We start from the raw sequence: 12538 nt of genomic DNA on the forward strand, positions 1-12538 counted from the left end.
TCGTCATCGCGTTGTCTTTCTCGTGTTCAGGAGGTGGTCGATGGTCACGGCCGCGAGCAGGATCAGGCCCTTGATCACGTCCTGCCAGTAGGGCGACACGTCGAGCAGGATCAGCGAGCTGGTCACCACCGACAGCAGCGCCAGGCCGAGCACCGCGCCCAGCACCGTGCCCGATCCGCCCTTGAGGCTCGCGCCGCCGATCACCGCGGCGGCAATCACGTTGAGCTCCATGCCCACGCCGAAGGTGGGCGTGGCGGCGCCGAAGCGGGCCGTGTAGATCACGCCGGCCAGGCCCGCCGATGCGGAGCACAGCACCGTGACCCAGAATTTCACGCGGCCCACGCGAATGCCCGAGTACAGCGCGGCCTTCTCGTTGCTGCCGGTGTAGAACACGCGCCGCAGCAAGGTCGAGCGGCGCAGCACGAAGTCGCTCACGACCACGATCGCCACGAAGATCAGGATGACGGCAGGAATGCCGAACAGCGTGCCCTGCCCGATGAACTTGAACTCGGCCGGCAGCGAGAACAGCGACTGCGGCGTGCCCTGCGTGAGCGCCAGGCACAGCCCGCGCACGATCACCATGAAGGCCAGAGAGGCGATGAAATGGTTCAGCCCGATGCGCGTGACGCAGCCGCCGATCATCGCGCCGACGAGCCCGCTCGCACCGATGGCCACCAGGCTCGCGATCCATGGGTCCACGCCCATCAGGAACAGCTTGCCCGTGACCACCATCGCGAAGCAGACCACCGAGCCCACCGACAGGTCGATGCCGCCGACGATCAGCAGAATGGTCATGCCCACCACCACGATGCCTTCGATCGAGAAGGACAACAGCATGGCGCGCACGTTGTCCCAGGTGAGGAAGTAGGGCGATGCGAAGCTCATCGCCACGCACAGCACCGCAATGATCAGCAGCAGGCCCATCTCGCGCATGCTCGTGAGCTTGTTGGCGGGTTTCACGGGGCCGCCTCCCGATGGGCGCGGTGCAAGGCCCGCATCGAGTTGTGCCGGGTAGTTCATGCCATCTCCTGTTCGCAGAGTCCGGAGGCCAGCCGCAGCAGGGCTTCCTCCGTCATTTCGTTGGAATTCAATTCGCCGGCCAGCCTTCCGTCGCGGATCACCAGTGCCCGGTCGCACAGGCCGATGATCTCGGGCAGCTCCGAAGAAATCACGATCACGCCCACGCCCTGGTTCGCGAGCTCGCGCAGGATGTGGTGGATCTCCGACTTGGCGCCCACGTCCACGCCGCGCGTGGGCTCGTCCATCAGCAGCACCATGGGGTTGGTGGCCAGCAGCTTGGCAATCGCCACCTTCTGCTGGTTGCCGCCCGACAGGCTCGACACCTCGATCGCCACGCCGTCCGACTTGAGGTTGAGCTTGGCGCCCAGCTCCCGGGCCAGGCGGTGTTCGGCCGAGCGCTGCAGCAGGCCCCAGCCGGAACTCACGCGCCGCAGCGCCATCGACGAGATGTTCTGCGCGATCGGCAGGTCGAGAAAAACACCCGCCGCCTTGCGGTCTTCGCTGAGATAGGCGATGCCTTCGCGCAGCGCGTCGCTGTACGTGCGGATCGCGAGCGCCTTGCCGTGCAGGCGCACCGTGCCGCGCGTGGCGGTGCGCAGGCCGCACACGGTCTCCGCCAGTTCGCTGCGGCCGGCGCCCATCAGCCCGGCAATGCCGAGGATCTCGCCGCGTTTCAGCGCAAACGAGATGCCGTGCACGCGCTCGCCGTCGGCGATGTCGTTCACTTCGAACACCGGGCCGGACGATTCGGTGGCCTCTTGCTTCGGCGGGTAGTAGTTGCCGAGGTCGCGCCCCACCATGCGGCGGACCAGCTCGTCCGCGGTCAGGCCGGCCAGCGGTCCGCAGTGCACGTTGCGCCCGTCGCGCAGCACGGTGACCCGGTCGCCGTGCGTGAAGATCTCCGCCATGCGGTGGCTGATGTAGATGATGCCGATGCCCTGCGCCTTCAGGTCGTGCAGTACGCGGAAGAGGGCGGCCGACTCGTTGTCGGTGAGCGCGGCCGTGGGCTCGTCGAGGATCAGCACCTTGCAGTCCAGCGTGAGCGCCTTGGCAATCTCCACCAGCTGCTGGCTCGAGATGCTCAGCTCGCGCACGGGCGTGGCGGGAGCTATGTCCTGCCCGAGCCGCGCCAGCACCTTGGCGGCGCGCGCATTCAGGCTGGCGTAGTTCATCCAGGCCTGCTTGCCGGCGTTGATCTCCGGCATGAAGATGTTCTCGGCCACCGTGGCGTCGGCGCACAGCGCGATCTCCTGGTGCACCAGGCCGATGCCCAGGCGCATCGCATGCGCCGGGCCGTCGATCACCACCTTCGCGCCGTTGAGCAGGATGTCGCCCTCGTCGGGGCGGTGGATGCCGTCGATGATGTTCATCAGCGTCGACTTCCCCGCGCCGTTCTCGCCGCACAGCGCGTGGATCTCGCCCGCGTGCAGCGAGAAGTCCACGCCCGAGAGCGCGCGCGAAGCGCCGAAGCGCTTGCTGATGCCGCGCAGTTCGAGCAGTGCGCTCACTCTCCAATTCCCTTGGTGCCGCGGCGCGCGAGGTATTTGTCCCAGTAGAAGTCGTCCGCGTTGGCCTTGCTGACCACCGACAGGCCGTTGTCCAGGAACGGCACCGACATGGGATTGGTGCCGTTGCGCTTGGCGTCGTTCATCGGATCGATGAGCTGCGGGTTCTTGGCCAAGAACAGCATCATCATGCCCATGTAGCCCTGCATGCCCTGGTTGGGGTTGATGGCGCCGAACACGTCGCCGGCCTTGATCATGTCGAGGATCTTGGCGTTCACGTCGCAGCACATCACGCGGATGTTCTTCTTCGATTCGATCTTGGCCTGCGCGGCACCCAGGGCCGAGTTGGCCTCGGGCATGAACAGCGCACCCAGGTTCGGGTTGGCCTGCGCCAGGCTCAGCACCGCCTGGTAGGCCTTGCTCGGGTCCTGGTTGCTGGCGGCGCGGCCGACCAGCTTCATGCCCGCGTGCTTGGTCTTCATGCGGTTGACGAAGGCCGCGATGCGGCGGTCGTGGTTGTCCTGGCCGGGGTTCTCGAGCACTGCGTATTCGCCCTTGCCGCCCAGCGCCGCTGCGATCGCGTCGGCCGCCTGCGTGCCCTCGCGGTCGTTGTCCGAGGTGACGAAGGAGGCGCGCTTGGAGTTGGGCGAGTCGGCCGCGAAGGTCACGACCGGGATGCCCATGGCCACCGCCCGGTTGATCGGCTCGATGAACGGGTCCGGGTTCATCGGGTGCAGCAGGATGCCCGCGGGCTTGCGCGCCAGCTCCTGCTCGAACGAGGCCAGCTGCTTGTTGACGTCGTACTCGGGCGTGCCGGTATAGCGCGTGCGCACGCCCAGCGTGCGGCCGAGCTGCTTCATCATTTCGTAGACCGGAAACCAGTATTCGACGCCCGACACCATCACGTTCATCACGTAGACGTCGCTGGCGTTGCCGCGCAATCCGGTGGTGGCGGCCGTGGGGGTGGACTGCGCAAATGCGCTGGTGCCGGCCAGGCCGATACCGGCGGCCGCAGCGGACTTCAGGAAATTTCGCCTCATTCTTTGTCTCCTCGCGTTGACTGGCAGAGCTTGCGACCTGCCTTGGGGGAGCAGATCTTTGGGACCTCATTGTCACGACAGCTGTTATGACAGGTAGAATGTAATCGCGGGTCGTTCGCCGCGATAACTAGGGGAAACTCTACTGGCAAGCTGCTTTCAACTCGCCGAAGCTGTTATGACATGAAGTCACACATATTGATCGGCGTCGACATGGGCTCGAGCAGCCTGAAAGCGCTGGCCCTCGAAACCGGCAGCGGCCGTACCGTCGCCTTGTCCCGCATGCCCTTGCCGCACGACCGGCTGCCCGGCGGAGGCTGCGAGGTGGGTGCGCCCGCGATCCGCGCCGCGCTGACCCGGGTGCTGCAGGACATCGCCCGCCAGCTCGGCCCGCGCGCGGCCGAGGTTCGCGCCATGGCCTGCACCGGCCACGGCGCCGGTCTCTACGCGCTCGACGCCGGCAACCAGCTCGTGGGCGGACGCGCCGTCGCCTCCACCGACCAGCGCGCCGATGCCCGGGCGCGCGCGCTGGCCGCGAGCCACGGCGCGCAGTTGTTCGAGGACGTGGGCTGCAGCCCCTGGCCCGGACAGCCCACGGTGATCGCGGCCGAGTTGCTGGGTGCGGATGCCGTGCAGCGCGGCGAACTGCGCCGCCTGCTGTTCGCCAAGGACTACCTCGGCTTCCTCTTGACAGGCGAGATCGCCACCGACGCCAGCGATGCGAGCACCGCCGGCCTGGTGTCGCTTGCCACCGGCACCTGGTCGCGCACGGCCCTCGAGGCCTCGGGCATTGCGGACCTCGGCGCGCGCGCCTTCGGCCCTATCGTGCCGAGCGGCACCGTGATCGGAAAGCTCCTGCCCGCCGAGGCCGCGCTGTGCGGCCTGCCCGCGGGCATTCCGGTGGCGATGGGCGCCATCGACCTGCTCGCCTCGATGACCGCGATCCGCGCGGAAGGCCGCGGCCGCGCCGTATCGGTGTTCGGCACCTGGTGCGTGAATGCGGTCATCGGCCCGGTGATGGCGCCCAAGCCCGCCGTTGCCGCCATCGTGAATTTCGGCCGCGGCAACGCACGGCTCTACATGGAAAACAGCCCGTCTTCGATGGCCAACATCGCCTGGCTCGCTGGCGCGCTTGCGCTGCCCGATGCGCGTGCGGTGCTCGACCTGGCCATGGCGGTGCCGCTGGGCGCCAACGGCCTGCGCTTCCTGCCCTTCGTCAATGGCGGCAGCGGCGTGACGGCCGGCCTCGTGGGGCTCAAGAGCCATCACACGCGCGCCGACATGGCGCGCGCCGTGGTCGATGCCGTGGCGGCGCTGCATGCGCGGCACACGGCGCGACTGGCCGCGGGCGGCCTCGCCGTGGGCCAGACGACGGTGCTCGGCGGCGGCGCGAGCGATGCGCGCCTCGTGCGGCTGCTGGCAGCCTTTCTCGGGCGTCCGGTCGAGCGCTGCGCCGACGATGAGACCGGCGCGCGCGGCGCCGCGCTCTATGCCGCCATGTCGCAAGGGCTCGACGACGCAGCGCAGGGCAGCCCCCTGCTCGCGCCCTGCGACGCGATCGAACCCGATGCGCGGGAGGCACGCGCCCACGCGGACTTCAACGCCGGTTTCAACGAACTGATCGACAGCATGTCACCTGTATTCGCCCACGTTGCGGAAAGCGCGAAATGAGCGCCTGGCAACTTCCCTTCGTGCGCCCGGCTTCGCTCGCGGGGCGCCATTTCTCCACCGTGATCGTCGGCGCCGGCATCAACGGCGTGGGCGTGTTCCGCGATCTGTCGCTGCAGCGCGTCGACTGCCTGATCGTCGACAAGGGCGACTTCGGCGCCGGCGCCAGCAGCGCGCCCTCGCGCATGATCCACGGCGGCCTGCGCTACCTGGAGAACGGCAGCTTCTCGCTGGTGGCCGAAGCCACGCGCGAGCGCAACCTGCTGCTGCGCAATGCGCCGCACCTGGTGCGGCCGCTCAAGACGGTGGTGCCGCTCGCCAGCTTCTTCGGCGGGCTGATGAGCAGCGCACTCAAGTTCTTCGGCCGGACGCCGCCGCAGCGCACGCGCGGCCTGCTGGCCGTGGCGCTGGGCCTGCGGCTCTACGACCTGCTGGGACGCCGCCAGCGCGTGATGCCGGGGCACCGCATCAGCCGCGTGCCATTGGCCGACCGCGGCCTGTTCCGCGCGGCCATCCGCTGGACTGCCACCTTCTTCGATGCGTGGATCAGCCATCCCGAGTGGCTCATCCTCGAACTGATAGCCGATGCCTGCCGCGACCAGCCGCGCTCCGCGGCCGCCAACTACTGCCGCGTGATGGGCTGCGCGGGCAACATCCTCACCTTGCGCGACGAGATCACCGGTGCACTCGTGCGCGTGACCGCCGACAGCGTGGTGAACGCCACCGGTGCCTGGCTCGACCGCAGCGCGGCCGTGCTCGGCGGCGCCGGCCCGCGCGTGATGGGCACCAAGGGCTCGCACCTCGTGCTCGACCATCCCGCGCTGCGCGACGCGCTCGACGGCCGCATGGCCTACTTCGAGGCGGTCGACGGGCGCGTGTGCATCGTCTATCCGTTCCTGGACCGCGTGCTGGTGGGCTCCACCGACATCCCGGTCGAAGACCCGGACCAGATCGTCACCGAGCCGGCCGAGGTCGACTACCTGATCGACGTGCTGCGCGAGGTCTTCCCGAACATGGCCTTTGGCCGCGGCGACGTGGTCTACACCTATGTCGGCGTGCGTCCGCTCGCGCGTTCGGAGGCCGACAAGCCGGGCCAGATCTCGCGCGACCACTCGGTGGTGGTCGATCCGCCGAACGCGACGCGCGACATCGCCATCGTCGGCCTCGTCGGCGGCAAGTGGACCACCTTCCGCTCGCTGGCCGAGGAAGCCACCGACGAAGTGCTGCAGCTGCTCGGCCGCTCGCGCACCGCATCGACCGCGCTGCTGCCCATCGGCGGCGGCGCGGAACTGCCGGCCGATGCGCCGGCGGCCGATCGCTTCGTCGAAAAGATGATGGCCGCCTCCGGCATGGACCGCACGCGCGCACTGACCCTGCTCGGCCGCTATGGCTCGAAGGCATTGCCGCTCGCGCAGCGCCTGGCGGCCTCGGGCGACGTGCCGCTGCAGCATGCGCCCGATTACTCGGCCGCCGAGCTCTCCTACCTGTGCCTGGAGACCGGCGTGGTGCACCTGGACGACCTCGTCATTCGCCGCACGCTGCTGGCCATTCGCGGCCTCGTCACCGATGCCGCGCTCGCCGAGATCGCGGGCGTGGCGGCCGAGGCGCTGGGCTGGGACGCCATCCACGCCCACAACGAGCTGTGCGCCTGCGCCACCGCGCTGCGCGAGCGGCACAACGTGCGCCTGCACCCGGTGGCGGCCGGCGAGGCACCTTCTTTCGATGCATCATTGATGGCCAGCTCAGTCCTCGGCCAAGCCTAAAAGTGAACAGTCCCAACGACATCTCGACCGTGCTCGACCGCAATTCCGAATCGCCGCTGTGGGCGCAGTTCCGCGACGCCATCCGGCTGCAGATACTGCAGGGCGTGCTGCCCATCGGCGCCAAGCTGCCTTCGGAGGCGGAGCTCGGCGACCAGTTCGGCATCTCGCGCATCGTGGTGCGCGAGGCATTGGCCGACCTGGTGCGCAACAACCTCATCTACAAGATCAAGGGCCGCGGCGCTTTTGTATCGGCGCGCGAACGCGACGAGGATTTCGTCTCCACCGTGCTCGGCTTCTCCGACGAGATGGAGCGCAAGGGCCGCTCGGTGCGCACGCAGATCCTCGCGCAGGAACTGCGCGCACCCACCGAGCACGAAGCCGCATCGCTGGGCCTGGCCGACGACACGCAGGTGGTGGCCCTCAAGCGCCTGCGCAGCGTGGATGGCGAGCTGCGCCTGCTCGTCGAAACGGCGGTGCCGGCGGACCTGGCGCCCGGCCTGCACCGTGCGCGGCTGGAGGACCGGTCGCTCTACGACGTGCTGCGCCGGCAGTACGGGCTGCGCCTGGTGCGCGCCGAGCGCTGGATCGACGCGGTGCTGCCCGATGCCGAAACCTGCAGGCTGCTCGATCTGCCGCAGCCCGAGCCGCTGCTGCGCATCGAGTCGATTGCCTACGGCGCCAACGGCCGGCCGCTGGAGCACTACCGCGCGCTGCACCGCTGCAAGACGAGCCGCCTGCACGTGCAGACGACGACCTGATTTTTCTTCAGGCCTTGGCGGCGCTGCGCGAGGGCCAGAGCACCGAGGCAATCGCCACCATCATCAGCGCCACGGCCACCCAGTCCTGCCAGTGCACCACTTCGCCGAGCCACACCGCGCCGCTGAACACGCCCAGCACCGGAATGAACATCACGCTCAAGGTCGAGGCCACCGGCGGCAGGCCGCGCGCGAGGTAGAACCATGCCGCATGTGCGAAGCCGAAGATCAGCACGGCGTTGTAGCCGATCGAGCCCCAGGTCACCGGGCCGGGCCACCGCAGTTGATCGCGTTCGAAGGTCAGCGAAAGCACGCTGATCACCACCGCGGTCATCGCCGTCATCCAGAACGACAGCGTGAGCGTCGGCAGCCCGATGCGCGAGCGGCGCAGCAGCTGCGTGCCCAGCGCCCATGTCGCGGCCGCCACCAATGCGAGCGCCACGTAGCCGGGCCGCCCCGCGAGGTCGGTGAGCTCGTGCCACAGCAGGAGCCCCACGCCGATCGCGCACGCGCCCACGCCCACCCATGAGCGCCGCGTGAGCACGGCCGAGAACAGCAGCGCGCCGATCACCGCGGAGAACACCGGCATCGTGTAGCCCAGGATCGCGGCGCGCCCGCCCGAGAGGGCTTTCACCGCGAGGATGATGCAGGCGTGCCAGATGAACATGTTGGTGGCGCCCAGCCAGACCAGCTCGGGCCATGCGCGGCGCGGCACGCGGAACGGCACCTTCATCCACACCAGCGCGAGCCCCAGCACCGGCACGCCGAGCCAGATCGAAATGGCGCGGAAGGCGAGTGGCGGATAGTCCGCCACGCCGAGCTTCATCACGGGCCAGTTGAACCCCCATGCAAGGGTCAGGAGAACGAGCAGGACGAACTGGCGTGGCGTGAAGGAAGGCATGGGCCGCGATTGTGGCGCGGCCCGCGCATTCGTGCTGGGAGCAGGCCCGGCTACAGCAGCCGCTTGAGGTAGCGCCCCGTGTGGCTCGCCTCGTTCGCCGCGATGTCTTCCGGCGTGCCTTCGCCCACCACCGTGCCGCCGCCGGCGCCGCCCTCGGGGCCCATGTCGATCAGCCAGTCGGCCGTCTTGATGACGTCCAGGTTGTGCTCGATCACGACGATGGTGTTGCCCGCGTCGCGCAGCTGGTGCAGCACCTTGAGCAGCAGTTCGATGTCGGCAAAGTGCAGGCCGGTGGTCGGCTCGTCGAGGATGTAGAGCGTGCGGCCGGTGTCGCGCTTGCTGAGCTCCAGCGCCAGCTTCACGCGCTGCGCCTCGCCGCCCGACAGCGTGGTGGCCGACTGGCCGAGCTTGATGTAGGAGAGGCCCACGTCGAGCAGGGTGCGCAGCTTGCGCTCGATGGTCGGCACGGCCTTCAGGAACTCGTGCGCGGTCTCGACCGTCATCTCGAGGATCTGCGCGATGTTCCTGCCCTTGTACAGAACCTCGAGCGTCTCGCGGTTGTAGCGCTGGCCGTGGCACACCTCGCAGGGCACGTACACGTCGGGCAGGAAGTGCATCTCGACCTTCACCACGCCGTCGCCCTGGCAGGCCTCGCAGCGCCCGCCCGCCACGTTGAAGCTGAAGCGGCCCGGGCCGTAGCCGCGTTCGCGCGCGGTGTTGGTCTCGGCCATCAGCTCGCGGATCGGCGTGAACAGGCCGGTGTAGGTGGCCGGGTTGCTGCGCGGCGTGCGGCCGATGGGGCTCTGGTCGACGTTGATGACCTTGTCGAAATACTCGATGCCCTCGACCGATTCATGCGCGGCCGGCTCCTCGTGCGCGCGGTAGAGCGTGCGCGCCACGGCGGTGTAGAGGGTGTCGTTCACCAGCGTCGACTTGCCCGAGCCCGAGACGCCCGTCACGCAGGTGAGCAGGCCGACGGGGAAGGCCACGCTCACGTTCTGCAGGTTGTTGCCGGTGGCGCCGACCACGCGGATTTCCTGCAGGTCGGTCTGCGAGGCCAGGTGCGCCGCTTCGCGTGCGGCGCGCCGCTCGGCCGCGGGGCTCGGCGGAAAGCGCGAGGCCTTCCTGCCTTCGTTGAAGGCGGGCTTCTTCACGACCGGCAGCCACGCGGTGCGGCGCTTCGGCACTTCGATCTTCTTCGCGCCCGAAAGGTACTGGCCGGTCAGCGAATCGGGGTTGGCCGCCACCTGGGCATAGCTGCCCTGCGCCATCACGCGCCCGCCGTGGATGCCCGCGCCGGGGCCCATGTCGATCACGTGGTCGGCGGCGTGGATCATGTCCTCGTCGTGCTCGACCACGATCACGCTGTTGCCGATGTCGCGCAGGTGCTTCAGCGTGCCGATCAGCCGGTCGTTGTCGCGCTGGTGCAGGCCGATGCTGGGCTCGTCGAGCACGTACATCACGCCCGTCAGGCCCGAGCCGATCTGCGAGGCGAGCCGGATGCGCTGCGCCTCGCCGCCCGAGAGCGTTTCGGCGCTGCGGTCCAGGCTCAGGTAGTTCAGGCCCACGTCGTTGAGGAACTTCAGGCGCAGGCCGATCTCGCGCACCACCTTGTCGGCGATGTCGGCCTTGGCGCCGCGCAGCTTGAGCGTCTGGAACCAGGCCAGCGAATCGCGCAAGGTTAGGTGGCTGAGCTCGAAGATCGCCATGCGCGGCGGCTCGCCGCCATCCGCGGGCCGAGCCGATTCGTCCACCAGGAACACGTTGCGCGCCTCGGGCCGCAGCCGCGAGCCGCCGCAGTCGGGACACGGCTGCAGGTTGCGAAAGCGCGCGAGGTCTTCGCGCACCATCACCGAGTCGGTCTCGCGGTAGCGCCGCGCCATGTTCGGGATGATCCCCTCGAAGGGATGCTTCTTCGTGAGCTTCTTGCCCGCGAAGTTGCCCGATTCCATGGTGTAGTTGAACTTGATCTCCTCGGCCGCCGAGCCTTGCAGCAGCACCTGCTGCACCGAGGCGGGCAATGATTCGAAGGGCGCGTCGACGTCGAACTTGTAGTGCTTCGCAACGCTCTCGATCATGCTGAAGTAGTAGCCGTTGCGGCGGTCCCAGCCCTTGATGGCGCCGCTGGCCAGCGAGAGAGAGGGGAAGGCCACCACGCGCGCCGGGTCGAACACCTCGCGGTGGCCGAGGCCGTCGCAGCTCGGACAGGCGCCCACGGGCGAGTTGAACGAGAAGAGGCGCGGCTCCAGCTCCGACAGCGAGTAGTGGCAGATCGGGCAGGCGAACTTGGCGTTGAACAGGTGCTCCTTGTCGGGCGCGCCCTCGGTGCCCAGCTCCAGCGCGATGGCGCGGCCTTCGGCCAGCCGCAGGGCCGCTTCGAAGCTCTCGGCCAGGCGCTGCTGCATGTCGGGGCGCGCGCGCAGCCGGTCGATCACCACGTCGATGTCGTGCTTTTCGGTCTTCTTGAGCTTCGGCAGGTCGTTGTATTCGTACGTTTGCCCGTCGACGCGAAAGCGCACGTAGCCCGCGGCCTGCATTTCGGCGAAGAGCTCGAGGAACTCGCCCTTCTTCTCGCGCGCCACCGGCGCCAGGATCATCAGGCGGGGCTCGTCAGGGATCGCGAGCGTGGCATCGACCATTTGCGACACGGTCTGCGCCTGCAGCGGCAGGTGGTGCTCGGGGCAGTAGGGCGTGCCGGCGCGGGCGTAGAGCAGGCGCAGGTAGTCGTGGATCTCGGTCACCGTGCCCACGGTGGAGCGCGGGTTGTGGCTGGTGGCCTTCTGCTCGATGCTGATGGCGGGCGACAGGCCCTCGATCACGTCCACATCGGGCTTGTCCATGAGCTGCAGGAACTGCCGCGCATAGGCCGAGAGGCTTTCCACGTAGCGCCGCTGGCCTTCGGCATACAGCGTGTCGAAGGCCAGGCTCGACTTGCCCGAGCCCGACAGGCCGGTGATCACCACCAGCTTGTTGCGCGGGATGTCGAGGTCGACGTTCTTCAGGTTGTGGGTGCGGGCACCGCGGATGCTGATGCGCTGCTGCGCAAGCACCGCGCCGAGGTAGGTGTCACGTTCGAGTTCCGCGTCGCGTGCGCGCTCCGCGAAGTCTTCAATGGCTTTGGAATTCAAGGGGGCGATCGTCCGAGGGCAACCGGACATGATAGTCCGAGCGGCATTTCATGGCGAGCGGGCGGGTTGCGGCGGTTTTACGGAGACGGTGCTTCGAAGGGGTCCCGGCCGGCCGGCATCGGGCACAATCTAGGGTTCTCTTCCTCCTCCTTCATCTACTTATCAGGGGCAGTGCATATGGCATCGGTCAACAAAGTCATCGTCGTCGGCAATCTGGGGCGCGACCCCGAAATGCGTACCTTCCCGAGCGGCGACCAGGTCGCGAACGTCACCGTGGCCACCACCGATCGCTGGAAAGACAAGCAAAGCGGCGAAATGCGCGAAGCCACCGAGTGGCACCGCATCGTCTTCAACGGCCGCCTGGCCGAAATCGCCGGCCAGTACCTGCGCAAGGGCTCGCAGGTCTATGTCGAAGGCAGCCTGCGCACGCGCAAGTGGACCGACAAGGACGGCATCGAAAAATACACCACCGAGATCCGCGCCGACCAGATGCAGATGCTGGGCAGCCGCCAGGGCCAGGGCGGCCCGTCGGGCGGCCCCGAGGACGACGGCGGCTACGCGCAGGGCGGCGGTGGCGGCGGCTACTCGCAAGGCAGCGGTGGTGGCGGTGGCTACGCGCCCCGCGCACCGGCCGCGGCAGCACCGCGTGCTCCGGCGCCGGCACCGCGCCAGGCTCCGGCCAAGTCGTCGTCGGGCTTCGACGACATGGACGACGACATTCCGTTCTGAGTTGAATCGCACCGTGGCTGAAGCCGTTCCAT

General features: G+C 68.5%; 9 protein-coding genes. 4 read left to right on the forward strand and 5 right to left on the reverse strand.

Annotated features, from left to right (window positions below; translation table 11 throughout):
* Window positions 1–3 precede the first annotated feature (3 nt).
* Genes VAPA_RS02235 through VAPA_RS02245 form a run of 3 tightly spaced genes read right to left on the reverse strand, consistent with a single transcriptional unit; the run spans window position 4 to window position 3565 of the window.
* On the reverse strand, window positions 4–1020 hold the full coding sequence (locus VAPA_RS02235) for an ABC transporter permease (protein WP_021005142.1): 1017 nt from the start codon (window positions 1018–1020) through the stop codon (window positions 4–6).
* Window positions 1017–2528, reverse strand: coding sequence for a sugar ABC transporter ATP-binding protein (locus tag VAPA_RS02240; protein WP_021005143.1), 1512 nt, complete (start codon window positions 2526–2528; stop codon window positions 1017–1019). Before VAPA_RS02240 ends, VAPA_RS02235 begins: the two co-directional genes overlap by 4 nt.
* Window positions 2525–3565: a substrate-binding domain-containing protein gene (locus tag VAPA_RS02245; RefSeq protein ID WP_021005144.1), complete on the reverse strand. Its 1041-nt coding sequence runs from the start codon at window positions 3563–3565 to the stop codon at window positions 2525–2527. The genes VAPA_RS02240 and VAPA_RS02245 overlap by 4 nt, the downstream gene beginning before the upstream one ends.
* 180 nt (window positions 3566–3745) lie before the next feature.
* On the opposite strand from VAPA_RS02245, the gene VAPA_RS02250 reads away from it, so the two are divergent.
* From VAPA_RS02250 to VAPA_RS02260, 3 genes are read left to right on the forward strand one after another with little or no spacing between them, the layout of a single operon-like run.
* Window positions 3746–5233, forward strand: coding sequence for an FGGY family carbohydrate kinase (locus VAPA_RS02250; protein WP_021005145.1), 1488 nt, complete (start codon window positions 3746–3748; stop codon window positions 5231–5233).
* Window positions 5230–6993 carry a glycerol-3-phosphate dehydrogenase/oxidase gene (locus VAPA_RS02255; protein ID WP_021005146.1) on the forward strand — a complete coding sequence of 588 codons (1764 nt, stop codon included), beginning with the start codon at window positions 5230–5232 and terminating at the stop codon, window positions 6991–6993. The genes VAPA_RS02250 and VAPA_RS02255 overlap by 4 nt, the downstream gene beginning before the upstream one ends.
* Before the next feature lie 2 nt (window positions 6994–6995).
* On the forward strand, window positions 6996–7751 hold the full coding sequence (locus tag VAPA_RS02260) for a GntR family transcriptional regulator (RefSeq protein ID WP_021005147.1): 756 nt from the start codon (window positions 6996–6998) through the stop codon (window positions 7749–7751).
* A 7-nt stretch (window positions 7752–7758) separates the two neighbouring features.
* On the opposite strand, the gene VAPA_RS02265 is transcribed toward VAPA_RS02260, so the two are convergent.
* Together VAPA_RS02265 and uvrA are read right to left on the reverse strand one after the other, a co-directional pair.
* Entirely contained in the window at window positions 7759–8649 is an 891-nt protein-coding gene (locus VAPA_RS02265) for a DMT family transporter (protein ID WP_021005148.1), read from the reverse strand.
* 50 nt (window positions 8650–8699) lie between these two features.
* A complete protein-coding gene (gene uvrA, locus VAPA_RS02270; protein WP_021005149.1) occupies window positions 8700–11807 on the reverse strand; it encodes an excinuclease ABC subunit UvrA in 3108 nt (1035 codons plus the stop codon).
* 147 nt (window positions 11808–11954) lie between these two features.
* On the opposite strand from uvrA, the gene ssb reads away from it, so the two are divergent.
* Window positions 11955–12506 (forward strand): single-stranded DNA-binding protein, encoded by a 552-nt coding sequence (ssb, locus tag VAPA_RS02275; protein WP_021005150.1) that lies wholly within the window; start codon window positions 11955–11957, stop codon window positions 12504–12506.
* The last annotated feature ends 32 nt before the right edge of the window (window positions 12507–12538 follow it).

It is taken from the genome of Variovorax paradoxus B4, from assembly GCF_000463015.1.
GTDB classification, from domain to species: domain Bacteria; phylum Pseudomonadota; class Gammaproteobacteria; order Burkholderiales; family Burkholderiaceae_C; genus Variovorax; species Variovorax paradoxus_E.